26 protein-coding genes and 1 pseudogene are annotated in these 26,354 nt (G+C 64.6%); 17 read left to right on the forward strand and 10 right to left on the reverse strand.

Annotation, left to right across the window (positions count from 1 at the left end; all coding sequences use genetic code 11):
* Positions 1-51 precede the first annotated feature (51 nt).
* Entirely contained in the window at positions 52-801 is a 750-nt protein-coding gene (locus KVT32_RS18315; RefSeq protein WP_056323137.1) for an amino acid ABC transporter ATP-binding protein, read from the reverse strand.
* A 145-nt stretch (positions 802-946) separates the two neighbouring features.
* Between KVT32_RS18315 and KVT32_RS18320 the strand changes: the two genes are divergently transcribed.
* The 8 genes from KVT32_RS18320 to cynS all read left to right on the forward strand — a co-directional run bounded on the left by KVT32_RS18320 (position 947) and on the right by cynS (position 10,061).
* Entirely contained in the window at positions 947-2,449 is a 1,503-nt protein-coding gene (locus KVT32_RS18320) for an aldehyde dehydrogenase family protein (protein WP_152385082.1), read from the forward strand.
* A 202-nt stretch (positions 2,450-2,651) separates the two neighbouring features.
* A complete protein-coding gene (locus KVT32_RS18325; protein ID WP_152385083.1) occupies positions 2,652-3,938 on the forward strand; it encodes a phospholipase A in 1,287 nt (428 codons plus the stop codon).
* 738 nt (positions 3,939-4,676) lie between these two features.
* On the forward strand, positions 4,677-5,819 hold the full coding sequence (locus KVT32_RS18330; RefSeq protein ID WP_142054100.1) for a PAS domain-containing sensor histidine kinase: 1,143 nt from the start codon (positions 4,677-4,679) through the stop codon (positions 5,817-5,819).
* Between the two features lie 13 nt (positions 5,820-5,832).
* Positions 5,833-6,471, forward strand: coding sequence for a response regulator transcription factor (locus KVT32_RS18335; RefSeq protein ID WP_217618634.1), 639 nt, complete (start codon positions 5,833-5,835; stop codon positions 6,469-6,471).
* Between the two features lie 133 nt (positions 6,472-6,604).
* Positions 6,605-7,966: a CmpA/NrtA family ABC transporter substrate-binding protein gene (locus KVT32_RS18340; protein WP_063954406.1), complete on the forward strand. Its 1,362-nt coding sequence runs from the start codon at positions 6,605-6,607 to the stop codon at positions 7,964-7,966.
* Positions 7,966-8,808 (forward strand): nitrate ABC transporter permease, encoded by an 843-nt coding sequence (ntrB, locus tag KVT32_RS18345; protein ID WP_056323123.1) that lies wholly within the window; start codon positions 7,966-7,968, stop codon positions 8,806-8,808. Before KVT32_RS18340 ends, ntrB begins: the two co-directional genes overlap by 1 nt.
* 5 nt (positions 8,809-8,813) lie before the next feature.
* Positions 8,814-9,608, forward strand: a complete 795-nt coding sequence (locus tag KVT32_RS18350; protein WP_063954410.1) for an ABC transporter ATP-binding protein — start codon at positions 8,814-8,816, stop codon at positions 9,606-9,608.
* A gap of 9 nt (positions 9,609-9,617) precedes the next feature.
* Positions 9,618-10,061, forward strand: coding sequence for a cyanase (gene cynS / locus KVT32_RS18355; protein WP_217618672.1), 444 nt, complete (start codon positions 9,618-9,620; stop codon positions 10,059-10,061).
* Between the two features lie 33 nt (positions 10,062-10,094).
* Here the strand turns inward: cynS and pdxK are convergent, their stop codons facing one another.
* The 8 genes and pseudogenes from pdxK to KVT32_RS18390 all read right to left on the reverse strand — a co-directional run bounded on the left by pdxK (position 10,095) and on the right by KVT32_RS18390 (position 16,293).
* The gene (gene pdxK, locus KVT32_RS18360; protein ID WP_217618635.1) at positions 10,095-10,958 is read right to left on the reverse strand and encodes a pyridoxine/pyridoxal/pyridoxamine kinase; all 864 of its coding nucleotides are present in this window, start codon (positions 10,956-10,958) and stop codon (positions 10,095-10,097) included.
* 41 nt (positions 10,959-10,999) lie between these two features.
* Positions 11,000-11,365 carry a cupin domain-containing protein gene (locus KVT32_RS18365; RefSeq protein WP_217618636.1) on the reverse strand — a complete coding sequence of 122 codons (366 nt, stop codon included), beginning with the start codon at positions 11,363-11,365 and terminating at the stop codon, positions 11,000-11,002.
* Between the two features lie 50 nt (positions 11,366-11,415).
* Entirely contained in the window at positions 11,416-11,970 is a 555-nt protein-coding gene (locus tag KVT32_RS18370; protein ID WP_056323110.1) for a helix-turn-helix domain-containing protein, read from the reverse strand.
* 78 nt (positions 11,971-12,048) lie between these two features.
* Positions 12,049-12,831 carry an aldolase gene (locus KVT32_RS18375; protein ID WP_062842292.1) on the reverse strand — a complete coding sequence of 261 codons (783 nt, stop codon included), beginning with the start codon at positions 12,829-12,831 and terminating at the stop codon, positions 12,049-12,051.
* 10 nt (positions 12,832-12,841) lie between these two features.
* Positions 12,842-13,486: a glutathione S-transferase family protein gene (locus KVT32_RS18380; protein WP_152385086.1), complete on the reverse strand. Its 645-nt coding sequence runs from the start codon at positions 13,484-13,486 to the stop codon at positions 12,842-12,844.
* A 28-nt stretch (positions 13,487-13,514) separates the two neighbouring features.
* Entirely contained in the window at positions 13,515-14,477 is a 963-nt protein-coding gene (locus tag KVT32_RS18385; RefSeq protein ID WP_217618637.1) for a tripartite tricarboxylate transporter substrate binding protein, read from the reverse strand.
* A 208-nt stretch (positions 14,478-14,685) separates the two neighbouring features.
* Positions 14,686-14,760: pseudogene (locus tag KVT32_RS32140) on the reverse strand (carboxymuconolactone decarboxylase family protein); the annotation flags it as partial.
* 636 nt (positions 14,761-15,396) lie between these two features.
* Positions 15,397-16,293 carry a LysR family transcriptional regulator gene (locus KVT32_RS18390; RefSeq protein ID WP_152385088.1) on the reverse strand — a complete coding sequence of 299 codons (897 nt, stop codon included), beginning with the start codon at positions 16,291-16,293 and terminating at the stop codon, positions 15,397-15,399.
* A gap of 121 nt (positions 16,294-16,414) precedes the next feature.
* On the opposite strand from KVT32_RS18390, the gene KVT32_RS18395 reads away from it, so the two are divergent.
* From KVT32_RS18395 to KVT32_RS18420, 6 genes are all read left to right on the forward strand, one after another.
* Entirely contained in the window at positions 16,415-17,101 is a 687-nt protein-coding gene (locus KVT32_RS18395) for an RraA family protein (RefSeq protein WP_152385089.1), read from the forward strand.
* Positions 17,102-17,137: 36 nt separating this feature from the next.
* A complete protein-coding gene (locus tag KVT32_RS18400) occupies positions 17,138-18,118 on the forward strand; it encodes a tripartite tricarboxylate transporter substrate binding protein (RefSeq protein WP_254636927.1) in 981 nt (326 codons plus the stop codon).
* 110 nt (positions 18,119-18,228) lie between these two features.
* A complete protein-coding gene (locus KVT32_RS18405) occupies positions 18,229-18,504 on the forward strand; it encodes a hypothetical protein (RefSeq protein ID WP_217618638.1) in 276 nt (91 codons plus the stop codon).
* A 61-nt stretch (positions 18,505-18,565) separates the two neighbouring features.
* Positions 18,566-19,186, forward strand: coding sequence for a hypothetical protein (locus KVT32_RS18410; protein ID WP_217618639.1), 621 nt, complete (start codon positions 18,566-18,568; stop codon positions 19,184-19,186).
* Positions 19,187-19,538: 352 nt separating this feature from the next.
* On the forward strand, positions 19,539-20,876 hold the full coding sequence (locus KVT32_RS18415) for a S41 family peptidase (RefSeq protein WP_217618640.1): 1,338 nt from the start codon (positions 19,539-19,541) through the stop codon (positions 20,874-20,876).
* Between the two features lie 39 nt (positions 20,877-20,915).
* On the forward strand, positions 20,916-21,542 hold the full coding sequence (locus KVT32_RS18420) for a hypothetical protein (protein ID WP_217618641.1): 627 nt from the start codon (positions 20,916-20,918) through the stop codon (positions 21,540-21,542).
* A gap of 342 nt (positions 21,543-21,884) precedes the next feature.
* Here the strand turns inward: KVT32_RS18420 and KVT32_RS18425 are convergent, their stop codons facing one another.
* Positions 21,885-23,657: a tripartite tricarboxylate transporter substrate-binding protein gene (locus tag KVT32_RS18425; RefSeq protein WP_217618642.1), complete on the reverse strand. Its 1,773-nt coding sequence runs from the start codon at positions 23,655-23,657 to the stop codon at positions 21,885-21,887.
* 103 nt (positions 23,658-23,760) lie between these two features.
* Here KVT32_RS18425 and KVT32_RS18430 point away from each other — a divergent pair, with 103 nt between their 5' ends.
* From KVT32_RS18430 to KVT32_RS18440, 3 genes are read left to right on the forward strand one after another with little or no spacing between them, the layout of a single operon-like run.
* Positions 23,761-24,825 carry a ketopantoate reductase family protein gene (locus KVT32_RS18430; RefSeq protein WP_217618643.1) on the forward strand — a complete coding sequence of 355 codons (1,065 nt, stop codon included), beginning with the start codon at positions 23,761-23,763 and terminating at the stop codon, positions 24,823-24,825.
* Positions 24,809-25,678 (forward strand): fumarate hydratase, encoded by an 870-nt coding sequence (locus tag KVT32_RS18435; protein ID WP_152385095.1) that lies wholly within the window; start codon positions 24,809-24,811, stop codon positions 25,676-25,678. Before KVT32_RS18430 ends, KVT32_RS18435 begins: the two co-directional genes overlap by 17 nt.
* Complete coding sequence (locus KVT32_RS18440; protein ID WP_152385096.1) at positions 25,675-26,304, forward strand: fumarate hydratase C-terminal domain-containing protein; 630 nt, start codon at positions 25,675-25,677, stop codon at positions 26,302-26,304. Before KVT32_RS18435 ends, KVT32_RS18440 begins: the two co-directional genes overlap by 4 nt.
* The last annotated feature ends 50 nt before the right edge of the window (positions 26,305-26,354 follow it).

Consider the following 26,354-nt stretch of genomic DNA (forward strand, 5'->3'; position numbering starts at 1 on the left):
CGGGCAAGGCACATCGCGCCGGCAGCGCCCGGATAAGCCGGACCGGCGGGACTACAGAATCTTTTCCAGGAAAGCGCGGGTGCGCGCCTCTTTGGGGTGGCCGAACACTTCGTCGGGCGTGCCCATCTCCACGATGCGGCCGGCATCCATGAAGAGCGCGCGGTCGCCCACGTCGCGGGCAAACCCCATTTCGTGCGTCACAACCGCCATCGTCATGCCGTCGCGCGCCAGTGCGCGCATCAATTCAAGAATGCCGCCCACCGTCTCGGGATCGAGCGCCGACGTGGCTTCGTCGAACAGCATCAGTTGCGGGTCCATCGCCAGCGCGCGTGCAATGGCCACACGCTGCTGCTGGCCCCCGGACAGCTGGCTGGGATAGCGATCGCCAAATTCCGCCATGCCGACGCGGCCCAGCAGCTCGCGGGCGTAGCGCTCGGCATCGGCGCGGCTGCGCCCGCGCACGACGCGCTGGGGTAGCGCCACGTTGTCGAGCGCAGTACGGTGCTGGAACAGGTTGAAGTGCTGGAACACCATGCCCACGTCGGTGCGCCAGCGGTTGACGTCCGTGGCCGGGTCCGTGAGCGACACGCCGTTCACGCGGATGCTGCCGCTGTCGATGCTTTCCAGGCCGTTCAAGGTGCGCAGCAAGGTGCTCTTGCCCGAGCCGGACGGCCCCACCACCACCATCACCTCGCCGCGTTCGAGCTGGCAATCGATGCCATCCAGCGCCAGATGCGGGGGATGCCCGTCGCGCTGATAGGTCTTTCTGACTGCCTGAACTACGAGCAAGGGTTCGGCCACGAATTCACCTTCAGGTGCAGTGCACCTCAAAAATATTTCGCATTTCACGTCATAGTTTCGTATAGTAAATTTTTTTCCAGAATCGCCACTTAGGCATAACCCTTAAGCGAAGACGCTGACTTCGCAAGGCATCGAAGGAACCGGCATGGACACTCCTCAAGACATCCTGCGCAATCTCGGACTCAATTCCAATGCGCTCACCGGCGGCACCCTGATCGCCCGCAGCCCGATCGACGGCGCCGAGCTGGCGCAGGTGCATGAGCACACGGTGGCCCAGGCCCACGCCGCCATCACCCGCGCCCGCCAAGCCAGCCTGGCATGGCGCGACGTCCCCGCCCCCCGCCGCGGCGAGCTGATCCGCCTGTTCGGTGAGACCCTGCGCCAGCACAAGCAGGAGCTCGGCCGCCTGGTCAGCCTGGAAGCCGGCAAGATCGTTGCCGAAGGCGAAGGCGAAGTGCAGGAAATGATCGACATCTGCGACTTCGCCGTCGGCCTGTCGCGCCAGCTCTACGGCCTGACCATCGCGTCCGAGCGTCCCGGCCACCGCATGATGGAAACGTGGCATCCGCTCGGTGTCGTCGGCGTCATCAGCGCCTTCAACTTCCCCGTCGCCGTCTGGTCCTGGAACGCCGCGCTGGCGATGGTTTGCGGCAACGCCGTCGTCTGGAAGCCGTCGGAAAAGACGCCGCTCACGGCCCTCGCCTGCCAGGCCCTCTTCGCGCAAGCCGTGCAACGCTTTGGCGACGCCCCCGCCGGCCTGTCCGAAGTCCTGATCGGCGGCCGCGAAGTCGGCGAGACCTTGGTCGACTCGCACACCGTGGCCCTGGTGTCCGCCACCGGCTCCACCCGCATGGGCCGCCAGGTCGGACCGCGCGTCGCGCAGCGCTTCGGCCGCGTCCTGCTGGAACTGGGCGGCAACAACGCCATCATCGTCGGCCCCACCGCCGACCTGGACATGGCCGCGCGCGGCATCGTCTTCGGCGCCATCGGCACCGCTGGCCAGCGCTGCACCACCACCCGCCGCCTCATCGTTCACGAAAGCATCGCCGACGAACTGGTCCAGCGCCTGCACAAGGCCTATGCCAGCGCCCCCATCGGCAACCCCCTCGACAGCGGCAACCTGGTCGGCCCCCTGATCGACCGCGCCTCCTTCGACGCCATGCAGGCAGCCCTGACCGCCGCACGCGAACAAGGCGGCAAGGTCACCGGCGGTGAACGCGTGCTGGCCGACCAATACCCTGACGCCTGGTACGTGCGCCCCGCCATCGCCGAAATGCCCGGCCAGACCGACGTCGTCTGCCACGAAACCTTCGCCCCCATCCTCTACGTGATGCGCTACAAGGACTTCAACGACGCGCTCGCCATGCAGAACGGCGTGCCGCAAGGCCTGTCGTCCGCCATCTTCACCAACGACCTGCGCGAAGCCGAAACCTTCCTGTCGGCCGCCGGCTCCGACTGCGGCATCGCCAACGTCAACATCGGCACCTCCGGCGCCGAAATCGGCGGCGCCTTCGGCGGCGAAAAGGAAACCGGCGGCGGCCGCGAGTCCGGTTCAGACGCCTGGCGCAACTACATGCGCCGCGCCACCAACACCATCAACTACTCGCGCAACCTGCCGCTGGCCCAAGGCATCAAATTCGGCGAATAACCGCCGATCACCCTGCCGCAAGGCCTGCCGGATCCGCCGCGCAGCGCCTTCGCCCAACACCTTTCTCCAAGCCCCGCGCATTGTCGACAATGCGCGGGGTTTTCGCATTGCTTACAGCCCATACAACCAATTAGCCTGACTTACAAACTGTTGCCGGGGACGGTGCTACATTGCCTCATCACAAAAACCATACACGTCCTCAATGACCTCCAGCCGTCCCTTTCATCGCTCTCCCACTACCCGCCTCGCCGCCGCCATCCTGGCCCTGAGCGCGGCCGGCTCCGCCGCGGCAGGCGTGTCTTACCGGCTGGACCGCCCCTCTGCGGCGCCCGGCGAAACCGTCACCATCGAGGCCGTGTTCTTCAACGAAGGGGGCTCGCGCGTGGACTGGCAGGCCCCGCCTGAACTCGTCCTCCAGTGGCGCAGCCCCAACGGCCAGATCGTGCGCAGCCTGGCCAAACTGAAAAGCGGCCGCGACAACTACAGCGTGCCCGTCAACAACTTCGCCCGCATGTCCTGGACCGCCGAAGTGCCCGCCACCGCGCGCGGCCTGCAAGCCGTCTCCATCGAAGGCCAACCGTCCATGATGGCGCTGGACGCCACCGGCCGCGATAGCGGCACCCTGGCCACCACGCCCGCCCAAACCCCCGTCGTCGACGCCCGCAGCGGCCAGCCCGTCCCGCCCGCCGCCGTCGCCGCGGCAGGCGCCTCGCCCGAAGCCGGCCCCGCCCCCGCCGCCGCCGTCGAACAGACCGTCGAACAGGCCGCCTTCGACAAATTCCGCAGCGCCTTTTCGGCCTACAAACCCGTCTACTTCGCCGTCGGCACCCGGGGCCTGACCACCGCCCGCTTCCAGATCAGCGCCAAATACCGCCTCATCAGCCCGCGCGGCAGCGCAGACACCTGGCACGACGACTTCTACCTGGGCTACACCCAGACCTCGCTCTGGGACCTGGAAAGCGACTCCAAGCCTTTCATCGACACCACCTTCAACCCCAGCGTCTTCTGGCTCTCCGACGACGTCTGGAAATCCGACAACCAGAACTGGCGCATCGGCATGAACGTCGGCGTCGAACATGCCTCCAACGGCAAGGACGGCGACGACTCGCGCTCCCTGAACGACGGCTACATCGAACCGCGCTTCCACTACCGCTTCGACGGCGGCAGCACCCTCACCTTCGCCCCCAAGGTCAAGGCCTACTTCGCCGTCGCCAACGAAAACAGCGACTACTCCGCCTACGCCGGCCACGTCGACTGGCAACTGCGCTGGGCCCAGGACAACGGCGCGGTCGTCACCGCCATGTACCGCCAGGGCGACCAACGCCGCCGCACCACCCAACTGGACTTCGCCTGGCCGCTGCAACGCACGTTCCTGAACTGGAACGGCTACCTGCACCTGCAGTACTTCAACGGCTACGGCGAAACGCTGCTTGGCTACAACCAGCGCAACGAAAGCCAGTTCCGCGTGGGCCTGTCGCTGATTCCGTAAGGCCTTAACGCGGCACGGAATCGTTGAATGAAAATCGCCGGCTTGAAATGCCGGCGATTTGCTTTGCGCGCGCGATTGGGGGGGCTACCTCTATTGGCGGGACGGTGTCAGACACCCTGGAGAGAGGGGCGTCAGCCCGTGACGGCAATTCAACGGGTGTCAGACACCTTGGTATAGAACGCCGACGCAAGGCACCCGAACGCCAGATAAGGCCGCCCGCGCGGCCGACATCTGGCAGCCCCGCAAGATCTTCCGAACCCGAACAGACCTGTAGAAAAAGGTCAAGCAAGCCACCCTCCCCAACGGCCGCCCGACCTTTTACGACGCAGCCCGGCGCGGCGGCGGCCCGGGTGCGCGGGGCGTGTAGATGCGCCCGAGGGAATCGGAAGGCAGTCGCCGAAGGCGACAACGACGATGACGACGGGGAAGTCCGGAGCGAAGGCTCCGGACCGCAATCGTAGCCCCGCGCACCCAGGCCGCCGCCGTGCAGGGCGTCTCAAGAACCCGCACCAAACCCGCCCCAGCCGCCGCAAGAACACCGAAACAACCACCGAAACAACCACCGAAAGAAACCACCAAAGAAACCAACAAAGAATCCAACAAAGGGATTTCCCTCAATCCCCCCGAAACTCCAACCCCGTCCCGTAAACTCCGCCCCAAAGCGCACCCAAAAACACCGCGCACCAAGGGGATCCGGGCCGCTAGCCCCGGACAGATAAAGCACAAGCAAAGCCATTCATGTTCGCCGACCTTAAGCACCTCTCGCACCACGCCGCCTGGCGCCGCCAGCTTGAAATGCTGCTCGAATCCGCCGGCGAAGGCATCTACGGCATCGACCTGCGCGGCCGCTGCATCTTCATCAACAGCGCCGGCGCCGACATGCTCGGCTACACCCCCGATGAACTGGTAGGCCGCAACATGCACTACCTCATCCATCACTCCCACGCCAACCGCACCCTCATGCCCGTCCACGACTGCCGCATCTTCAAAGCCTTCCGCGACGGCCGCGGCGAACGCGCCGACGACGAAGTGCTCTGGCGCCGCGACGGTACCTGCTTTGACGCTCAGTACGCCTCATACCCCATCCGCAACGACCAGGAAGTCGTCGGCGCCGTCGTCACTTTCTCAGACATCACCGCCCGCAAACAGATCGAGCGCGAACTCCAAAGCACCCAAGCGTTGCTAGAACGCCGCGTCGGCGAACGCACCGCCGAACTCAGCGCCGCCCACGAATCCCTGCGCCGCCTGTCCTCGCACCTGAGCACCCTGCGCGAAGAGGAACGCGCCCACATCGCCCGCAACATCCATGACGATCTGGGCGCCTCATTCACCGCCCTGCAGCTCGACCTGAACTGGCTGCGCCGCCAGCTCAGCGCCGCGCCCGACCTCCAGGCGCACCTTGACCGCATGCTCGAAGTCACCCAGACCGCCATGGGCGCCACCCGCCGCATCCTCAACGACCTGCGCCCCGTCGTCCTCGACCACCTTGGCCTCTGGGCCGCCCTTGAAGCCCTGCTGCAGGACCTGCAGACCCGCAGCGGCCTGCAGTGCCGCTACCTTTGCCCGCCCGACACCGAAAGCCTGCGCCTGGACCGCAACGCCGAAATCGCCATCTACCGCATCGTCCAGGAACTGCTCACCAACGTGCAGCGGCATGCCCGCGCCCGCAGCGTCAGCGTCAGCGCCGTCTGGGGCGCCGACGGCCTGGTGCTCACCGTCGAAGACGACGGCGTCGGCATGCAACTGCCCGAAGACCGCCACACCTTCGGCATCCTTGGCATGCGCGAGCGTGCCCGCGCCATTGGCGGCGATCTTGCACTCGACAGCGCCCCCGGCGCCGGCATGCGCGCCCGCCTGCGCCTGAACCCGCTGGCTGCTTGAAGGAAACCGCGCCATGCCCCTGAACCTGCTTATCGTCGACGACCACCTCATCATCCGCCGCGGCCTCGCCCGCATCCTGGAAGAAGATCCGCGCGTCGCCCTTGTCCACGAAGCCGCCGACGGCCCCGCCGCCCTGCGCGCCCTGCGCCAGGCCCACTACGACGCCATCGTCCTGGACGTTGCCCTTGGCGAGCGCGACGGGCTGGATGTACTGAAATGCGTGCGCGCCGATCATCCGGGATTGGGCGTCGTCATGCTCTCCGTCTACCCCGAATCCCAGTTCGCCGTCCGCGCACTGCGCGCCGGCGCCCATGCGTATCTGAACAAAGGCTGCGAGCCCGAAGAACTGCTTGCCGCCCTGACCAACGCCGCCGCGGGCAAGATGTACGTCACGCCCACTGTCGCCGAACTGCTCGCCCACACCGTCCGCCAGGACAGCTCCCGCCCGCCCCACGAACTGCTGTCCAACCGCGAATTCCAGGTGTTGCAGCTGCTGGTGGCCGGCCGCTCCGTCTCGGCCATCGGCGAACAGCTTGCCCTGTCCGTCAACACCATCTCCACCTACCGCAGCCGCATCTTCGAAAAGCTCAACGTCCGCACGCTGGTGGAATTGGTCGCCTACGCCAACACGCACCAGTTGGGTGCGATCTGACCGCCTGCCGCACTATCCCGGCGCAGCCCGCGCACCACGTAGTAAGGCCCCTACACGCGTATCGTTGAACCGGCGATACCGGCCGCAGACGGCCAGCCCCATGATGGCTCCATTCCCGACCGAAGGAGCCACCATGTCCCTTTTCAGCAACCCATTTGACGCCAACAGCCGCCTGGCATGCGGCTGCGGACGCCACGCCTCGCAGGCCGAACACGAGCGCGCCACGCAGGCAATCTCGCAGGGCGATGCCGCCGGCAGCGCCGTCGAACAGGCCGTCATGCGCGCCCTGTTCCCGCAGGATGCGCTGCGCCGCCGCTTCCTGCGCGCCGTCGGCAGCGGCACCGCCATGGCCGCCATCGCGTCGATCTTCCCGCTTGCCGCCGCCAAGGAAGCCTTCGCGCAGACCGCCGGCCCGCTGGAAAAACAGAAGCTCAAGGTCGGCTTCATCCCCATCACCTGCGCCACGCCCATCATCATGGCGCACCCCATGGGCTTTTACGGCAAACAGGGGCTGGACGTCGAAGTCGTCAAGACCGCCGGCTGGGCGCTCATCCGCGACAAGGCCATGTCCGGCGAGTATGACGCCGCCCACATGCTGTCGCCCATGCCGCTCGCCATCTCGATGGGCGTGGGCGCCAGCCGCGCCGTGCCGTGGACCATGCCGGCCGTCGAGAACATCAACGGCCAGGCCATCACGCTGTCCATGAAGCACAAGGACCGCCGCGACCCGAAGGACTGGAAGGGCTTCAAGTTCGCCGTCCCCTTCGACTACTCCATGCACAACTATCTGTTGCGCTACTACCTGGCCGAACACGGCCTGGATCCCGACACCGACGTGCAGATCCGCTCCGTGCCGCCGCCCGAAATGGTGGCCAACCTGCGCGCCGACAACATCGACGGATTCCTGGCGCCCGATCCCGTCAACCAGCGCGCCGTGTACGACGGCGTGGGCTTCATCCACACCTTGTCCAAGGCCATCTGGGACGGCCACCCCTGCTGCGCGTTCTCCGCCAGCAAGGAGTTCGTCACCACCATGCCCAACACCTATCAGGCCCTGCTGAAAGCCATCATCGAGGCCACCGCCTATGCCCGCAATCCGGCCAACCGCAAGGAAATCGCCACCGCCATCGCCGCGCCCAACTACCTGAACCAGCCCGTCACGGTGGTCGAGCAGGTGCTGACCGGCACCTACGCCGACGGCCTGGGCAAGGTGCTCACTGATCCCAACCGCATCGACTTCGACCCCATGCCCTGGCAGTCGTTCGCCGTCTGGATCCTGACGCAGATGAAGCGCTGGGGCCAGGTCAAGGGCGACGTCGATTATCAGAAGGTCGCAAGCGACGTCTTCCTGGCGACCGACGCCGTGCGCCTGATGCGCGAAGCCGGCCTCACCCCGCCCGCCGAAACCGGCAAGACCTTCAGCGTCATGGGCAAGCCCTTCGATCCCAGCCAGCCCGAGGCCTACCTCGCCAGCTTCAAGATCCGGAGGACCTGATGGGGTCCGTGCAACACTGGCGGGCCACGTTCCTGTCGATCGCCCTGTTCCTGGCGTTCCTGCTGCTCTGGCACGCCGCCACCCGCCCCGATGCGGGCGAGGCGACGGTGGACCCGGCCTACGCCGCGCTGGTCGGCAACGCCGCGGCCAGCGGGTCCAAGACGCCGTTCCCCGGTCCCGCCGAGGTCGGCGCGCAGCTATGGCAGCACCTGAAGGATCCCTTCTACGACCGCGGACCGAACGACAAGGGCATCGGCATCCAGCTGGGCTACTCCGTGGCGCGGGTGCTGACGGGCTTCGGCCTGGCAGCGCTGGTGGCCATCCCGCTCGGATTCCTGATCGGCATGTCCCGCACGGTTTACCGCGCGTTCGATCCCTTCATCCAGGTGCTCAAGCCGATCTCGCCCTTGGCGTGGATGCCGCTGGCGCTCTACACCATCAAGGACGCCAACACCTCCGCCGTCTTCGTGATCTTCATCTGCTCGCTGTGGCCCATGCTGGTGAACACCGCGTTCGGCGTGGGCGCCGTGCGGCAGGACTGGCTGAACGTGGCGCGCACGCTGGAAGTCTCCCGGTTGCGCACCGCGCTGCAGGTAATCCTGCCCGCCGCCGCGCCCACCATCATGACCGGCATGCGCATCTCGGTCGGCATCGCGTGGCTGGTGATTGTCGCCGCCGAAATGCTGATCGGCGGCACGGGCATCGGCTACTTCGTCTGGAACGAATGGAACAACCTGTCCATCTCCAACATCATCTGCGCCATCGTCTTCATTGGCCTGATCGGCATGCTGCTGGACAACCTGCTGGCGCGCGCCGCGCGGCTGGTGAGCTATCGGGAGTAACGCGCATGAGCCAATCTTTCCTGCAGGTCCAAGGGCTGGGCAAGCGCTACCCGGGGCGCGATGGCCGTCCGCAACCGCCCGTTTTCGAGAACATCGATTTCCAGATCGACAAGGGCCAGTTCGTCTGCGTCATCGGCCACTCCGGCTGCGGCAAGACCACCATCCTGAACGTGCTGGCCGGCATCGACGACAGCAACGAAGGCATCGTCATCATGGACGGCCGCCAGATTTCGGGGCCGTCGCTGGAACGCGGCGTCGTATTTCAGGCGCACGCGCTCTTGCCGTGGTTGACGGCGCTGCAAAATGTGGAATTCGGCGTGCGTTCGCGCTGGCCGGCCTACAGCCGCGAACAGGTGCGCGCGCACAGCCAGCGTTACCTCGACATGGTCGGGCTGGGCCACGCCGCCGGCAAAAAGCCCTGCGAACTGTCCGGCGGCATGAAGCAGCGCGTGGGCATCGCCCGCGCCTTTGCGATCCAGCCCAAGATGCTGCTGCTGGACGAGCCCTTTGGCGCGCTGGACGCGCTGACCCGCGGCGCTATCCAGGACGAGCTGCGCGCCATCGTCCAGGAAACCCGCCAGACCGTCTTCATGATCACGCACGACGTCGACGAGGCCATCCTGCTGTCGGACCGCATCCTGCTCATGAGCGCAGGGCCCTACGCCCGCATCGCCGAATCCGTCACCGTGGACCTGCCGCGCGACCGCACGCGCGCCAGCCTGCATCACGAACCCCGCTATTACGACATCCGAAACCATCTCGTCGACTTCCTGGTCGACAAGGCCATCCACAAGGAGTGAACCACCATGATGTCCCGCGCTGAAGTCACCGAACTCGTCGTCACCCGCAAGCTCCAAAAAAAGCTCTCGTGGGGCGCCATCGCCGAAGCCGTCGGCCAGAGCAAGGAATGGACCACCGCCGCGCTGCTGGGCCAGATGACCATGACCGAGGAACAGGCGCAGGCCGCCGCCCGCGTGCTGGATCTGCCCGCTGACGCCGTCGTGCAGCTGCAGGTCGTGCCCTACAAGGGCTCGCTGCCCAGCACCGTGCCCACCGATCCGCTGATCTACCGCTTCTATGAACTGATCAACGTCTACGGCACCACGTTCAAGGCGCTGATCAACGAAGAGTTTGGCGACGGCATCATGAGCGCCATCGACTTCAAGATGGATCTGTCGCGCGAGGCCGACCCCAAGGGCGACCGCGTGCAGATCGTGATGAGCGGCAAGTTCCTGCCGTACAAGACGTACTGAAGGCGCGCCAGGCGGGGCGGGCCCCGCCTGCGGTTAGCCCTCGGCGGCCAGTTCTTCCCAGCCCAGTTCGCGGGTGCGCTGCAGCGTCACCGTGACCTGGGCCGCCGCTTCGCGTACCGCCTGAACCAGCGTCACGCCGTTCAGCAATCGCGACGACACGCCCGCCATGAACACGTCGCCCGTGCCATGTACCGACGGCGGAATGGCGATCTCGGGGTGAGTCACCACCGTGACGTCGTCCTGCGTGACCACCACCAATTGCAACGTGCCCGGCGCCGCCGTCATCGGCGCGGCGCTGGTCGCGACGATCCACTGAGGCCCGCGCGCGATCAACTCGCGGGCCGCGGTCACCACTTCGTCGACCGACGACAGCGCGCGGCCCACCAGCAATTCCAGCTCAAAATGATTGGGCGTCATGCCCTCGGCCAGCGGCACCAGCAAATCGCGATACTGCGCGACCAGCCCTTCGTCCACGTAGAGCCCGTCATTGCGGTCGCCCATGACCGGGTCGATGAACACCCGCAGCTCGGGCCGTGACGCACGCACAGACGACAGCCATCGCGCCAGCAATCCGGCCTGCCCCGGCTGCCCCAGATATCCGCAGACCACCGCGCGCGCCACCTGGCTCACGCGACGTTCAACCAATCCTTGCAGCAAGCCTTCGAACCAGTCCAGCGGCACCGCCCCGCCGTGCAGCGTGGGATAGTGCGGCGTATTGCTGAGGATGACGGTGGGCAGCGCAATCGCGCGCAGTCCCGCCTTGCGGAACACTGGCATGGCGGCGTTGTTGCCGACATAGCCGTAGACGACCTGGGACTGGATCGAGACGACATCCACCTGCGCGGTGCGGGCGGGCAGCGCTGCGCCCGGCATGGGGGCAGCGGGAATTGCGGTCATGAGGATTGCTCCGGGGTGTGATCGGGGTGTAGCCGAGCGGGTCAGCCCATGCGGGTGATGAAATAGATCTTCTTGACGAAGTTGTCGACTTCCCAGCGGCCCGTGTAGCCTTCGGGCATGACAAAGGCTTCGCCCACGGTCAGCTCGTGCACCGTGCCGTCCGGGTCCACCAGACGCGCGGCGCCTTCGACGATATAGCCGAATTCGATGTAGCCGGTGGTGTTGGACTGGAACGAGCCCGCCGTGCTTTCCCACACGCCCGCCTCGGCCTTGCCCGCGTTGCCTTCAAAGGCGGTCACGGTACGAAACGCGGCATCGCCCGAAATCGGGCGGCGCGGCTTGCCGGGCACCGGGTTCTTCATCGGGCCGGCATCGATGCGGACAAGCCGCGATTGATCGTTTTTCATGGTTGATCCTGTGTCTTTCAATAGCGAGTCAGTGCGCCGGCCCCGGGCGTTCAGTGCGCCGCCACCACCAGCACCTCGGCCATGGCCCGGCTGACGGTGCGCATGCGGTGGGGCAATTCAGAGTCGAAATAGACGGAATCGCCGGTTTCCAGGCGGAACTGGCGTTCGCCCACGTGGACCTCGATGGCGCCCTTGAGCACCAGCAGGAATTCCTCGCCCGGATGCGGAAACACCGCGGCGGCGTCCGGAAATTCGCGCGGCGGATGCACCACGAAGGGCTCCATCGCCTTGACCTTGCGCCGCCCCGCCAGCGACTCGTAATGGTACTCGCTGCCCAGGCCGCGCCGCTGCAGGGCCTCCCGGTCGGCCACGCGCACCACGCTGACCACTTCGTCTTGCGCGGCGCCGTCGTCCCCGACCAGTTGGGACACGCCCACGCCATAGGCCTCGGCCAGGCGCAGCACCGTGGAAATCGACGGCTCGCTCAGGCCCCGCTCCAACTTGGAGAGATAGCTTTTGGTCAATCCTGTGCGCTGCGCCAGCTGTTCCAGAGACAGGGTTTGCTGGCGGCGCAGGGTGCGTAGGCGGTGCGGCAGGTCGATCATGGGCGGGGAAGGCGCAAATACAACCGGCAAGAATGCCCCAAAAGCCCGCCGCCGTCGAGCCGCCCCGCCCTGCTTCGCCTAGCTCAGCACATCAGGGTGCGCCCGCAGGGCGCGGCGCGCGTAGTACGAGAACCCCACCTGCGACCGCTTGGGCGTCAGAATCCAGTCGTGCGCCTCGCGGCCCAGTTCCGGCGGAATCGGCTGGATCTTGCCCGCGGCCATCGCCAGCAGCTGCATGCGCGCGGCGCGCTCGAACTGCAGCGCCAGCACGCAGGCTTCTTCCACCGACCCGGCCGCAATCAGCATGCCGTGATGCGACAACAGGATGGCGCGCTTGGAACCCAGCGCCTTGGAAATGATCTCGCCTTCCTCGTTGCCCACCGGCACGCCCGGCCAGTCCTTCAGGAACGCCACGTCGCCGTAGAGCGGGCAGTTGTCCATGTGCGAGACCTCAAGCGGAATCTCAAGCATCGACAACGACGCCACGTGCAGCGGATGCGTGTGGATGATGCAGTTCACGTCCGGCCGCGCGCGGTAGATCCACGAGTGAAAGCGGTTCGCCGGATTGGGCATGCCGCCGCCTTCCTGCACGCGCAGGTCTTCGTCCACCAGCAGCAGGTTGCTGGCCGTGATCTCGTCGAAGCCCAACCCCAAACGCTGCGTGAAATAGCGGTCGGGCGCATCGGCGCGCGCCGTGATCTGGCCCGCCAGGCCCGAATCATGCCCGCCGTCAAAGAGGATGCGGCAGGTCAGCGCCAGCCGCTCGCGCAAGGTCCATTGCGGGGTGTCGAACTGGCGCTGCATCTCGGCCTGTGCGCGCGCGATCAGTTCGTCCTTTCCCAGGTGCATCGTATCGGCCATCATGTCTCCGTCATGCCGTTTCCATCAACGGCGTAAATCCCGGCAAGGCGCGCATGCGAGCCAGCCAGGCAGTGAGGTTCGCAAAGCCGGACAGGTCGTAACCGCCCTCGCCCGCCATGCTCGTGTAGGGGTACAACGCGATGTCCGCGATGGTGGGCGAGGCGCCCACCAGAAACTCGCGGCCCGCGAGGTGGCCGTCCATCAGCGCGGCGGCCTTCATGCCCGCCGCGCGCCACGCCACCATGTCAGGATCGTCCGTCTTGGCGGTCTGCCGCAGGTGGATTAAGAGGCGCGGCTGCGCGAACGCGTGCATGTGCTGGGTCTGCTCAAAACTCAACCAGCTCGACACCTGCGCCTGCGCCAGCCGGTCTTCGGGCAGCCACGACGTGCCCATGCCCAGATACCACAGGATCGCCTGCGACTCCGCCAGCCACTGCCCTTCCGGCGTCAACAGCGCCGGCACCTGCCGCCACGGATTGATGCGCGCGAACGCCTCGGTCTCCAGGTCGCCCTGAACGATGTCGAACGTGCGCCGCTTGAGTGGCAGACCCATCAGCCCGCAGGCCAAGCGGATCTTCCACGCGTTGCCCGACCGCAGCGTATCGGCCAGTTCCAGCGGCTTGCCCGCCAGCGGGTGGGACGCCCCGGTATTCATGCGTAGCTCCTTTCCATATGCGTGTTTCCTAATCCATCTTGATATTGGCGCGCTTCACGATCTCGGCCCACTTGGTCTTTTCGCCGCCGATGAAGCGCTGATATTCCTCGGGCGTGCCCGTGTAGAGCTGCGTGCCCTGCGCCGCCAGCCGTTCCTTCAAGTCGGGCAAGGCCAGCGTCTTTTGCAAGGCCGCGCTCAACGCAGCCACCACGTCCGGCGGCGTGCCGGCGGGTGCAAAGAACGCATTCCACGAACTGATCTGCAGGCCCGCATCGCCCGCCTCGACGCTGGTTGGCACTGCGGGCGCAGACGGCAGCCGCTTGTCCGACGCCACCGCCAGCGCCCGCAACTTGCCCGACGCGACGTGCGGCATGATGACCGGACTGGCGTCCATCACCACATCCACCTGCTCGCCGATCGCTGCATTCACGGCCTCGCTGCCGCTCTTGAACGGCACATGCACGATGTCCACGCCCGCAGTCAGCTTCAAGAGTTCCAGGCCCAGATGCGGTGAACTGGCGTTGCCGGCCGAGCCGAAATTCAGCTTGGCGGGATTGGCCTTGGCATACTTGACGAACTCGGCGAACGACGCGCCGGGCAAACCCGAACGCACGGCCAGCAAATAGGGCGACCCGGACACCATGCCCACCGGCGCAAACTTGTCCGCGTCATAGCTGAGCTTGGCGTAGATCAACGGGTTAACCACCTGCGTGCCCACCGTCCCCATGAATATTGGGTATCCATCGGCCGGCGCCGTCGCCGCCACCTGCGCCGCGATCACACCCCCCGCACCCGGCCGGTTCTCGATGACGATCCCCTGCCCCAACACGTCCCCCATTCCCTTGCCCACCTGCCGCGCCACGATATCCGTGATGCCGTCGGCGCCAAACGGCACCACCAGCCGGATCGGCCGCTCCGGAAACGCCGCCTGCGCGTGCCCCGCCAATCCCGCCGTCATCGCCAACGCTGCCACCATGCCCAAGACCTTCATGCCATTCCCCTTGTATGCGCCATCGCGGCGCTATGACACAAAGTGTCCTATAGAGCATTGATTTTCCGCAAGGGGAATTTGATTAGGGGAAACCTGGGGCGGGGGAATATAGTCCGCCTATTTCACTGAAGTTCGCCTTTTCATAAATTCCGGCAACTGCAGACTACCCGCACCCATCCCCACCAAAAGCGCCTCCGATATCTCATCGACCGTCGCAACGCGTGGTAACTGCGACGGCCAGCGCGATCAGTTCATGCGCCTTGGGATCAAGATGTCCGTGCTTCTCCACGGGGCTTGCCAAGGTGGATATCCCTGCCACCGCTTCTTGGCCCTTTTCTAGGCTTTCTGAATGGCCAAGACTCCTCTCGGCTCGGCGCCGTTCATTCCGAACGGACGCATGTTGGTGACAGAGTCGGCCTGTCAGCTCACGTGCCTTCCCTGCGGTGCACATTGGTTAAAAGACGAAAATTGGTTCGTCTGAACTGCCCGACGTGCCTACGGCTTCTGAACCTGAAGAGGCTCGAACCGCGCCGGCCCGAGCCGAAAACCCCGCGCAATCTAGCTGGACCCTACGGCCCCCGAGGCGGTTTTCAGGAGGTATAACGAAGGCTATATCAGTGGCGTCGCGGGTTAAATTTGCATCACGGTTTGGCCCTAAGACACATTCCCGGCACGGTGGCTTGGAACCCACTCGCGCCAAGAAGCGCACCGATTTGCTACTTGCCCAAGAAAAGGCGAACTTTCGTATAAATCCATCCTTGTCCTGCGTCCCTTGCAAAAAAATGCGAACTTGGCTGGTACAAATTTTGCGAGCTCGCCCGTCAAAAAAAAAGCGAACTTTATTCCGTGCGCTCAAACCTGGGGCGGGGGAATGGGAGTTCGCGGTCTTAATCGTTTCTTCGCGACACAATTTACCAAATCATCGCGCGCCCGACTGCGCCGCGACGATCTTCATGAAGCCGTCAACCAATTGATGTGAGACGCCTTTGGCGCGCACCGCATATACCTGTGCCCTGGCCGTCAGCCCCTGGACGGGCAAGAACAGGATATCGCTGCGGCTGTGGTCGGCAACCGACCTTCCAACCAAGGCAAAGCCCAGGCCGGCCGCCACCAGACCCAGCGCGGTGTGGATTTCTTTCGCCTCGTATCCCACACGGACCTTGGCTCCCGCTTGTTCCAACGCCTCGATGGTCGAGCGGGCGAAGCTACTACCCGGATCCTTTGGATAGCTGATGAAGGCCATGTCGGCCAGGTCATTGGGCGTGAGTCGCTTGCGCTTGGCAACCGCATCCGTACACGGCACGGCCGCAACCAGCGCGTCCTCGAACAGCGGAAAGTAGTCCAGGTCCTCCTCCTCGATGCACCGCCCGATGGTGCGCGACAGGCCCACATGGATAAGCCCGCTGCGCAGGGCCTCGCCCTGGTGCTCGCTGAGGATTTCGGTTAGATCGATTCGCACCTTGGGTAGGTCAGCCTTCATCTTGCGTACAGCATCGGGCAGCACCGAAAAAATGGTCGAACGCGTGAAGCCAATACTCAACCAACCAAAATGGCCCGAGGCCATGTCCTGCGCCTCGTCGAACAGACGTTGGGCGTCGGCCAGCAGCGCCTTGGCTTTGGGATAGATGAAACTGCCCAGCGGCGTAAGCGTCATGGGCCGTTTCGAACGGTCGAACACCTTCGCTCCCAACCGGGCTTCCAACTGTGCCAGCTGCATGCTGACCGCCGTAGGCACGACGTGCAACCGCTGGGCCGCCAAGTTGGCATTGCGGGTTTCGACCACTTCGCAAAAGAACTGCAGGGGTTTTAGGTTCATGGAAATTGATCTTACGCTCAAAAATGCTTGATTGCTCTCTACATTTCTTTAGCTGAACATGGGATTGAAAGCACCCAGATTGAAAGCCCCCATTCACGCGCCAAACTTGGAGACCCTGTTGATGCCTGATTTGAACGAGCCCGAATGGCTGAGTCTTGCCCGCGGCCTTTCCACTGCCGAGGTATCCGACGCCCTCGACTACTACAAGCTGGCTGGTTGTGTCCTGGGCATACGGCCGGTCGCCGGGCCGGACAGGCTGTTCGGACATGCCTATACGGTCCGATTCGCGCCAATCGACGACGCCCAGCCTGGGACAGTGGGCGACTTCATCGACCGGCTCGTCCCCGGCACCGTAGCCGTCTTGGACAATGGCGGCCGGATGGACTGCACTGTGTGGGGCGGCATTCTCAGCCGCTTGGCTGCGAAAAAAAACATTGCCGGTACGGTCGTGCACGGGGTATGCCGCGACACAGCTGAAGCCGACGATGCTGGCTATCCGCTATATGCCCGAGGCGCCTTCATGCGCACCGGCAAGGATCGGGTGCAGGTACAGGCTTACGAGGAGCCCGTCGCACTGGGTGACGTGCGCGTGTGTCCGAAAGATCTTGTGATTGGCGATGCCGATGGAGTGGTGGTGGTGCCGCAGGCGCGCATACGGGAAGTGCTCCATAAGGCGCTGGAAACACGCGCGCTGGAAAGCCAGATATTGGCAGCGGCGTTGAACGGCGTGCCGCTGGCCGAAGCGCGCAGGCAGTTCGGCTATCACAAACTGCAGCGTTCTCCGGATAGACCGACCGATCCGACCTGATTCTGCGCTGATAACAACTACATAATCCAAGGAGACATGATGTCAATAATCCGCATTTTGAGTGCAGGAGCCCTGTGCGCGGTCACTGCCGCAATCGCCGCGCCAGCTTTGGCCCAGGAGCCTTATCCCTGCCAGCTGGTGAAGATCATCTCACCCTACCCGCCGGGCGGCACCACCGACATTCTGGCGCGTCTGATCGCGCCGGGACTGGCCGCAGAACTGGGCACCAACGTCATCGTGGAGAACAAGGGTGGCGCAAGCAGCAACATCGGAACTCAGTACGTCACCACGGCAGCGCCAGACGGCTGCACACTGCTTTTGGGCAACAACACCGGGGTCGTCATCAACCGCAACTTGTACACACTGCGCAACGACCCGGTCAGCACTTTGGCGCCGGTCGCTGAAGTGGCTGCAGTCCCACTGGTGCTTTACGTCAACGCCTCCGTGCCTGCCAGGACCGCCGATGAGCTGTTCACCCTGATTCGCAGCAAGCCCGGCGAATTCAATTTCGCATCGGGTGGCAGTGGCAGCCCGCAACACCTGATGGGTGAAATGCTCAAACTTGATATGAAGCTCGACATGATCCACATCCCCTATCGCGGACAGGGGCCGGCGCTGGCCGACGTAATTGCAGGCCAGGTGCCCATCGCGTTTGAAACCACTACAGCCATCGCCCCGCAGCTCAGCTCGGGCCGCATCCGCGCGTTGGCCACTACTGGCACAGTCCGTTCCAGGATCCTGCCCGACGTGCCGACGATGAAAGAACTGGGCCATGCCAATTTCGTGATCGACAACTGGTATGGAATCTTTGCTCCAGCAAAAACACCCGCGGCACTGATCCAGCGCCTCAACCTGGGGGTGGTCAAGGCGCTGAAGAGTCCGACGCTGGCCAAGAACCTGGACGAGATGGGCTCCGATGACGTGGCCGTAACGCCCGAACAGTTCGCGAGCTTTATAGCCAAAGAACTACCGTACTGGGAATCGCTGGTGAAACGTACTGGCGCGAAGGTGGACTGACATGACCGATCTGCCTGCCACCTTGCGCTAGTTGGGTGCTGCCACGGTCTACGAAGCACAGGGCGCCAAGGGCGCCCTGTTAAATAAGACTTCATCAGTAGGGAAATCAGTTGATCAGCAGTCGTGCGCATGCTCCTTTGGTGGGTAGTGCGTTGGCGGACCAGGGGTTTGCCGCGCGCACCTTCCGATTTTCCGTCGAAGACAAGAAGGGCCGCGGCGCGGGCGACATCGAGGCGCTCGTCGCATGGAAGCATGGCCAGCTTTCCGTGCTGACGCTGTGGTCTGCATGGACAGCTTCTGCCGATAGGAACACCTTCTTCTCGAGGCTTCCGGGCCTGTCGGTCTACGACATCCTGCGGCAGGCCGTGCTGAAGACGCAACCGTAGAATTTGCAGCGCCATTTTGATAAAAGCAAAGTTGCTGAGCACCTGAGGATCGATAGCTGCCATGTCCGAACCATATTCCGCCTTTCTCAAATTCCAGATGCCCCGCGAGAATCTAGCCAGATGGCTCGCTGCCCCTGTGCCGACGGCATCAAGATGGTCGGATTGGCGCACCATTGGCGGGCAGTGGTATCTGTCGGAAGGCAAGGATTTGGCTGCCTCCAGCGATCAGGATTTGGGCAAGCTTGTTTCGGAATGCGACGCCATGCTGGCTCGCCATTCGGACAATCGCGCGGCGCTGCGGGCCATTCTGCAATCCGCCGAGGCCGACAACATCAAGGTTGCGGCCTACGATTCTTCGGAAACGCACTTCGTTGCAGGGTCGCTGACCTATTCCGAAAATCTCTACGACCTCATTGTTTTTCTGACGGTAGCGCGTGGCGCGGCCGATTTTTTCGAGGCGGATGGTCGAGGCCTTGCGGTAGTTCACGATTACATCTGGGGCGAGGAAGGTGAACGGGAGACCGTTGCTGCGCTTGGATTGGCCGGAATAGGCGGATCCGAGCTTCTGGCTTCCGATGCGTTCGCGAATGCCGCTGGCGCATTCGAGCGCATGGTGGATGCAATGCTGGACGGCAAAGACGACGCCGAGTTTCACCCGCGAGATCAACTCGACCGTCTTTGAGACCAGGCCTGCGGCGACGCGTAGCATTGATTGTCATACTGTCTGACTGCGCGATCTCCATCCGCAGGAAGCCCGGACCCGACACTCGCACCGCAAATTGGCGATGATTTCCTGGCTGCTAACATCAGCGCACTGGACAATCCGACGCGCAAGCGGCGCATTCCGCAGGATGACGAAACTTTCCTTTGCCTTTTGGGCTGAAGCGTTCCGGACCGCCCTCCTCCGTGCGCCCTTACGATCGCCGCCTTCGAGCGGGGCGGGGCCGGCGCCCGCGAAAAAGCAGGCATCGTTCGCCGGACGCGGGTGCGCGCTGCGACAATCGCTTTGCGCCCTGCTGTGGGCGTGCACCATCGTGCACGCGTCTGCCGACGCCATGACGCGCCAGGAGATCGAAGCCACGCTCGCGGCTGCCATGACTCAGGTTGTAAACCAGTACGTCGATCCCCTCGATTCACGAGTACTCGTGGTGAACGGCCTGAGCGCGCTCAAGGCGCTGCCAGGCGCTGAAGATCCATCGCGCAAGGCCGCGATCGAACAGGCCGTCCTGACCGGGCATCAGACGGAAGGCATGACACCCCAGATCCGCCTCCTGACCGGCGAGATCCTGCGTTTTGACGACGGCTCACCACGCGAGATGGCGCTGGACGCGGCCCTGCGCGGCATGATGGCGGGTCTGGACCCCTACAGCCGCGTCGCGACGCGCGCTGAACTGGCAGCCCCGCCGGCATCCGTCGGCCTGGAGCTGTCGATCCGGGACGGTGCCCTGACCGTCGTGCGGCCCCTGCCCGGCAGCCCGGGCGAACGCGCCGGCGTCCAGGCCGGCGACATCGTGACCCACGTGGACGGCCGTGCCACCGCGGGCCTGCCCTTGCCAGAAGCCGTCGCATTGCTGCGCGGCACGGCAGGCACCCGCGTCACGCTCACACTGCGTCGGCCGGGTTCGGCCAGCGCGATCACGGCGCAGCCCGTGCGCGGACCCGTACAGGCGCCTCCCACGGTACGTTGGGACCTGGATGGCGCGCTTGCGGTGATCCGGATCTCCGCTTTCGACAGCCGAACGGGCCGCCAGTTGAAAGATGCGCTCGACGCAGCGTCCGCGCATGCCGAAGCGCCGCTGTCGGGACTGGTGCTGGACCTGCGCGGCAACGCCGGCGGGCTGCTCGACGCAGCCGAACAAGTCGCCGGCATGGTGTTGCCCGAAGGATCCGAGATCGGCAGCTTGCGCGGTCGCACGCCTGACAATGCGCGCACCTTGCGCGCCCGCGCCCCCCTCGTGCCGCAGGGGGTTCCGGTAGTGGTGCTCGTCGATCACCGCACGGGCGCCGGCGCGGAGATCGTGGCGGCCGCGCTGCAGGACCACGGCCGTGCCTTGCTGATCGGCACGGCAACCCTGGGCGCGGGCACGATCCAGACCGTGCGGTCCCTGCCCGGCGACCAGGGCGCGTTGGTGATCACCACCGCCCGCGTTCACCGCGCCGATGGCGCCCGATTGGACTTGGTAGGGGTAGCGCCGGACATGCTTCTGGACAAGACCGGCCGGCGGGTCACACTGCGCGCCGACATTGCGGCCGATTTCAACAGCGCTTTGGCGCAACGGGTGCGCGCGGCGGTGGCCTCTGCGCCTGACGGTGCCGACACGGCGTTGCTGGCGGCGCTGACGGCCCTGGCGGCAGCCACGACCGGAGAGTGAGGTTGGCGTCGCCTCAACAAAGATTCAAGGAGCGATTCAATGAATACCGGCCAGATTCCATCAGACTATGTGCCGCTTTCGGTAACGGGCCTGCCTACGCTCTATGGGCCGAAAAGCGCGTGGTGCGTCTGGGTCACCGCGTTGCCACTGCCCGCAACGTCGCGATTGCGCGGCGCCGATGCCCTTCCCGCTTCAAAGGGCTACGCGCGCGACGACGCGATCGCACAAGCCGGGGAGGTCATCGCTTTGTTTGAAAATGATGATGGCTCCGGCGAAGCGCCGGCGTCAATGATGATCGAGGCGGCGCGCTGGCTGCTGGACCATGACGAGGTGTTCTACCAGGCGGTGATGAAGGCGATGCTGGCGGATCTGCCGCGCCTGCGCGCCGAGCAGGATGGCATCGTTTTGGATGATGATGCCTTCCGCCTGCCGCAGCACTGGGATGGCCCAGCCTTGCTGAAACTGATCCGTCTGAACAACATCACGCTCCATCCTGTCGCAGGCGGGCCTTATATCGGCCTGGACTTCCGCTGCGCCTGGGAGGAGGAACACGGTTACGGATTGATGATGGCCGGCACCACCGTCATCGAGTCTGGAGGGGCCGACGTCGGCACCTTGTCATGGATTGCGGCGCGGCACGCAAAGTCCCGGGGCTCGGAACCATAGCGCCGTGCAAAGAATGATCTATTGAGTCGGCAGCAAATCGCCAACCGATGCCGCCACCCGCAATGCGGGGTGCGAGCATCATGCGACATCCGCCACGATTTCCCCCCTCGCGGTTGCGGTCGAGATAGCTTTCGTAGGCAACTTCCGCGGATCGCAGGTCGAACCGCCGGGGAGCGAGATACGGCATGAGCTTGCCGGCTTCGACCAGCCATGTGGCCTCGCGGAACGACTGCGGCGCCAACGCATGCGTGCCCCACCCCAACGCGCTGAAGCTTCATGTGAGGGAGCAGCTTGCACACTGTGCGGCTGATCTGGGCATCGCGGCTAACGAGATGACTGGAATCAATCTCTCTCGAGAAATGCTTGCCAACGAGACTGCTCTCCCCTGACGAAATTCTCGTAGTATGGGCCGCTTCGAAAATCGGGCCGAACACCCAGCGCGGCGAAAGTCCGATTCAGTTCATCGGACTGCAGAACTTCCGCGATCGCGCCTGACAGCCGCTCAAGGACGCTGGCCGGCAATGATGGCGGCGCCACCAGGCAGTATCCCCCGTCAGTCGCAAGATCCGGCAAGCCGGCCTCAGCCGCGCTCGGCACTTCGTTCAACAAAGAGCAACGCTCATCGCCGGTCGTGAGCAGCGCAAATGCCTTTCCGGCTCGCACCAGCGGAAGCACGCCGGCCGGCTCCCCGAAGACCATGTCAAGTTTGCCTTTGGCGAGGTCGTCCAGCGCCGGTGCCAGCCCGTCATAGGATTTATGTGTCAGCTCGATGCCGGTCAAGCGCCCCAGAAGTTCGGCAAGCATCCGGCTCGAACCCGTTCCCGCCGCGCCAACAACGAAACGCTTAGGATGCAGTCGGGCAAGGGCACACAACTGCGCAAAATCGCGGGCGGCGGTATGTGCCCCTACCACCAGCACGGCAGCCACACGCACCAGACCGCTGAGAAACGTGAGGTCCTCGAAGACGTCGAACAACGGTTGCCGCCCACTGGCTGGCGTAAATACGGTCGCACCATTGCCCGCGATACCGATGGTGTAGCCGTCCGCCCGCGAGCGCGTGACGGCGTGAACGCCTTGCGCGCCACCCAAGCCGACCGTGTTGGTCACCACCACATCCTTGCCCAGGCGCGCAGCCAGCAGCTTGGCGAACGCTCTGCCGTAGCTATCCACCGGTCCTCGCTTCGGAAACGGAACGAGGACAGTGAGCGGCCGCGGCACGCCTCGCGTACCGCCTTGCGCCCGAGCAAGAATGATGTCGTGTACCGCGCGTGCATCCTCGGACAAGTCCTCATGCCGGCGACTGAACAGTGACACGTCACGCAAGACGTCCGGCTCCAGGCTGACCGAGCGCAATTGCTTCATTGAGAACGTCGGCACACAACTGGCCGGAAGCAGTGCCACGCCCAACCGCTCCTTCACCATTTCGAACGCGGTCGAGGCCGACGCGACTTCCTGCAATACGTCGACCGAGACACCGTGCGCGACCAGCACACGGTCCAGCCCCCGGCGTCCGCCGTTCGCCGCGTCAAGCACGATCAGACGCTCAAGGGCAAGATGTCCAATCGAGACCTTGTCACGACGGGCAAATGGATGATCGCCGCGGCAGACCAGCACGAAGCGATCCTTTAGCAACGAGGTGCGCTGCAACTCACACGGCCCAAAATCACCGACTGCCAACGCAAAATCCACCGTCCCGCGCCTGACGGATGCCAGCGCGGCGTCTTGCGCCTGCTCTTTCAATTGCACCGCAACGCCAGGGAATTGCCGTGCGACGTCTGCCAGACAGCGCGGCAATAGCCTGCCGGACAGCGAAGGCGTAGCGGCCACACGCACCACGTGCAGCAGGCGCTCACCAGCCTGCTGCGCTTGTGTCAGGACGTCTTCCAGCGTCTTCAGCGCGTCCCGCAACGGCAAGACCAGTTGTTCGCCAGCCTGCGTCAGCACGACATGGCGCGTAGTCCTTTGCAGCAGCGACACCCCAAGCGCCTGCTCGACGGCCCGGATGCTCTGGCTGACTGCCGGCTGGGACAACCCCACTACCCGCGCCGCAGCGCTGAAACTGCCCGTCTCGGCTACCGCGAGCAAGACCCGCAACTGACGCAAAGTGACATGCATGGCGCGATATTTATAAGTGGAACTTATGAGTCTAGCCGAAGAATTCATTTATCTCGCGCCCGGGCAACGGATTCAATTCAGTACTTTCCCGAAGGATCGAAGCATGGAAAAGCGTTCTATTGACCTGCGACCCATCCCGCCAACGCGGGTCTGCGTCATCGGCGCGGGCGCCATCGGCGGCTTTCTTGGCGTTCAAATGGCGCGCTCCGGTGTGGATGTCCGCGTCTTCGCACGTGGCCAGACCCTGGCCGCCATCAGGCAGCACGGCTGGCGGCTCGATATCGGTGGCCAGCGTATTGGCGCAAGCGTTCTCGCCTTCGACACCGAGATCGGCAGCGGATTCGAGCAGGATGATCCATGGATGCCGGACGTCGTCCTGTTGGCCGTCAAAGCCCATTCCCTGCCATCGCTGGCCCCGCTGCTCGCGCGCCTGGTCGGCCCGGAAACCATCGTCGTGCCAGCGATAAATGGTGTTCCGTGGTGGTTTGGTGCGGGCAAATCTTCGCTGGCAGCGCCGCTGACCAGCACGGATCCGCATGGCGAACTCGGCCACGCGGTTCCGCCAGATCGGATCATCGGCGCGGTCGTGTACCCGTCCTGTTCCAGTCCCGAGCCCGGCATCACCCGGCACGGTGCGGGTTCTCGGCTGGTTTTCGGCAATGTCGTGCAAACTGCCGACAAAGAACGGCTATCGCAGTGGGTGACGCTGCTACGTCATTGCGGGCTGGACGCCCATACGACGGAAGACATCCGCACGGAAAGCTGGAGCAAACTGCTCGGCAACGCATGCTTCAACCCCGTCAGCTTAGTGACCGATTCCGCTACCGACGTCATGATCGACGATCCAGGCGTACGTGGCGTCTTCACGCAGATGATGTGCGAGTTACTGGCGCTTGGGCGGAGCCTGGGTATCGCACCGGCGGTGTCGCCCGCGGAACGTATCGCAACGACGAGGCGCCTTGGCCACGTCAAAACGTCCATGCTTCAGGACGCCGAGGCAGGACGTCCAGTCGAACTGGCTGCCATTCTGGGCGCGGCGATCGAGTTGGCCGCGCAGACTGGCGTGGACATGCCCCACTGCCGCACGGTTCACGCATTGGCGGCGCTTCGAGCCCGGTCGCTGGCCGCGGCATCCAACACGGAGACGCCCCATGGCAATTTCCGCTGAACTGATCGCCGCCGTGTGCGCGCAACTGTATGACCGCTCCCTGCGCGGCATTCCTGATGACACCCGCCTGGCGCTCGCGCAAGCGGAACAACGCGAATCAGATCAAACCGCCAGGCACACGTTGCGGATCATGCTGCAGAGCGCCGATGCAGCCAAACAATCCAATCATTTCGTCTGCTCCGACGCAGGGATACCCGTCTACTTCGTGCGCGTGGGTACGCAGGCAAAGTTGGATGGCGACCTGCGCCGGGCGATCGTCGACGGTTACGAAGCGCTGGTGGACACCATCAACCCGCCACTGCTTCCCCATGTCACTCATCCGCTGACACTGCAGCGCGGCCACACCGGGCCGGGCATGCCCATCATTACGTTCGACGTCGTCGACGGCAGCGATTGCCTGGACATCACTTGCAGTCCCAAGGCACTCGGCTCCGGGCGGTGGGCAGCGCTAAAGATATTCAGTTTTCCCGACCAGGCGACCATCGAAGCCTTCATCATGGAGGCCGTGATGGAAGCCGGTACTCAGCCCTGCCCGCCAGTGGTTGTGGGCGTGGGGATTGGGGGAACCTTTGACTACGCCGCCAAATTGGCCAAGGAAGCCACGCTGCGTCCGATCGGACAGGTTCATCCCGAGCCATTCGTGGCGGACATGGAGCGCCGGCTGGCAGCGGCAGTGAACCAGACCGGGTTTGGCCCCATGGGTACGGGCGGAACGAGCACAGCCTATGCCGTGCACGTCAACTACGCTGCCGGGCACGGATTTATCCCAGTAGCGGTCGCCTTTAATTGCTGGATAAACCGCCGCACCCGGGCTCGCCTGCATAACGACGGTCGCGTTGAGGTGATCGAATGACGCCATCCCTGCACCGATTGCGCTTCCCGCTTTCCGCCGAGGCCGCGCTCAAGCTTCGCGCAGGCGACCTTGTGGTGCTGGACGGAGAAATTCTGGTAACGGCTGGGCTGCCCACTCATCAACGGCTACTGCGCGCGCTGGAGGGGCATGAACCGCTGCCGCTGGCGATGAAGGATCAAAGCCTGTTCCATATCGGCAGTTACAGCGAACAACGCGGCCACCATTTCGACGTGCGTTACATCAACCCGACGACCAGCACCCGCTTCAACCCCTACATGCCCACGCTGATCCGGGAATTGGGCCTGCACGCCGTCGGCGGCAAGGGCGGCCTCGATTCCGCGAGTGTCCAGGCGCTGCGGCAAACGGGCGGCGTCTACCTGTCATTCCTCGGCGGCGGGTGCACGCCGCTCACCCAGGCCGTAAAGGAAGTGCTCGAAGTGGGATGGCCGGACATGCTGACCCATTACCGCATCGTGCGCCTGCGCGTCGAAGGGCTGGGGCCGACCACGGTGGGGATCGACGCCCACGGCAACAGTCTGTACGAGGATGTCCGCCGCAGCGCTCGGCAGAGACTTCCCGACATCCTGGCGGAGCTGGCGCGCATGCGCAAGCCGCCCGAAAGCTAAATCAGCAAGGACCTGGCTGCCGGCGTCACGGCGGCCAAATAGATCAATAA

Source organism: Achromobacter sp. GbtcB20, from assembly GCF_019091095.1.
Lineage (GTDB): Bacteria > Pseudomonadota > Gammaproteobacteria > Burkholderiales > Burkholderiaceae_B > Achromobacter > Achromobacter mucicolens.

What these genes read in the sequence shown, in the direction of transcription:
- KVT32_RS18320 (WP_152385082.1), top strand. Translation starts at nt 947, where the DNA reads ATGGACACTCCTCAAGACATCCTGCGCAATCTCGGACTCAATTCCAAT.
- KVT32_RS18325 (WP_152385083.1), top strand. Translation starts at nt 2,652, where the DNA reads ATGACCTCCAGCCGTCCCTTTCATCGCTCTCCCACTACCCGCCTCGCC.
- KVT32_RS18330 (WP_142054100.1), top strand. Translation starts at nt 4,677, where the DNA reads ATGTTCGCCGACCTTAAGCACCTCTCGCACCACGCCGCCTGGCGCCGC.
- KVT32_RS18335 (WP_217618634.1), top strand. Translation starts at nt 5,833, where the DNA reads ATGCCCCTGAACCTGCTTATCGTCGACGACCACCTCATCATCCGCCGC.
- KVT32_RS18340 (WP_063954406.1), top strand. Translation starts at nt 6,605, where the DNA reads ATGTCCCTTTTCAGCAACCCATTTGACGCCAACAGCCGCCTGGCATGC.
- ntrB (WP_056323123.1), top strand. Translation starts at nt 7,966, where the DNA reads ATGGGGTCCGTGCAACACTGGCGGGCCACGTTCCTGTCGATCGCCCTG.
- KVT32_RS18350 (WP_063954410.1), top strand. Translation starts at nt 8,814, where the DNA reads ATGAGCCAATCTTTCCTGCAGGTCCAAGGGCTGGGCAAGCGCTACCCG.
- cynS (WP_217618672.1), top strand. Translation starts at nt 9,618, where the DNA reads ATGTCCCGCGCTGAAGTCACCGAACTCGTCGTCACCCGCAAGCTCCAA.
- pdxK (WP_217618635.1), bottom strand. Translation starts at nt 10,958, where the DNA reads ATGACCGCAATTCCCGCTGCCCCCATGCCGGGCGCAGCGCTGCCCGCC.
- KVT32_RS18365 (WP_217618636.1), bottom strand. Translation starts at nt 11,365, where the DNA reads ATGAAAAACGATCAATCGCGGCTTGTCCGCATCGATGCCGGCCCGATG.
- KVT32_RS18370 (WP_056323110.1), bottom strand. Translation starts at nt 11,970, where the DNA reads ATGATCGACCTGCCGCACCGCCTACGCACCCTGCGCCGCCAGCAAACC.
- KVT32_RS18375 (WP_062842292.1), bottom strand. Translation starts at nt 12,831, where the DNA reads ATGGCCGATACGATGCACCTGGGAAAGGACGAACTGATCGCGCGCGCA.
- KVT32_RS18380 (WP_152385086.1), bottom strand. Translation starts at nt 13,486, where the DNA reads ATGAATACCGGGGCGTCCCACCCGCTGGCGGGCAAGCCGCTGGAACTG.
- KVT32_RS18385 (WP_217618637.1), bottom strand. Translation starts at nt 14,477, where the DNA reads ATGAAGGTCTTGGGCATGGTGGCAGCGTTGGCGATGACGGCGGGATTG.
- KVT32_RS18390 (WP_152385088.1), bottom strand. Translation starts at nt 16,293, where the DNA reads ATGAACCTAAAACCCCTGCAGTTCTTTTGCGAAGTGGTCGAAACCCGC.
- KVT32_RS18395 (WP_152385089.1), top strand. Translation starts at nt 16,415, where the DNA reads ATGCCTGATTTGAACGAGCCCGAATGGCTGAGTCTTGCCCGCGGCCTT.
- KVT32_RS18400 (WP_254636927.1), top strand. Translation starts at nt 17,138, where the DNA reads ATGATGTCAATAATCCGCATTTTGAGTGCAGGAGCCCTGTGCGCGGTC.
- KVT32_RS18410 (WP_217618639.1), top strand. Translation starts at nt 18,566, where the DNA reads ATGTCCGAACCATATTCCGCCTTTCTCAAATTCCAGATGCCCCGCGAG.
- KVT32_RS18420 (WP_217618641.1), top strand. Translation starts at nt 20,916, where the DNA reads ATGAATACCGGCCAGATTCCATCAGACTATGTGCCGCTTTCGGTAACG.
- KVT32_RS18425 (WP_217618642.1), bottom strand. Translation starts at nt 23,657, where the DNA reads ATGCATGTCACTTTGCGTCAGTTGCGGGTCTTGCTCGCGGTAGCCGAG.
- KVT32_RS18430 (WP_217618643.1), top strand. Translation starts at nt 23,761, where the DNA reads ATGGAAAAGCGTTCTATTGACCTGCGACCCATCCCGCCAACGCGGGTC.
- KVT32_RS18435 (WP_152385095.1), top strand. Translation starts at nt 24,809, where the DNA reads ATGGCAATTTCCGCTGAACTGATCGCCGCCGTGTGCGCGCAACTGTAT.
- KVT32_RS18440 (WP_152385096.1), top strand. Translation starts at nt 25,675, where the DNA reads ATGACGCCATCCCTGCACCGATTGCGCTTCCCGCTTTCCGCCGAGGCC.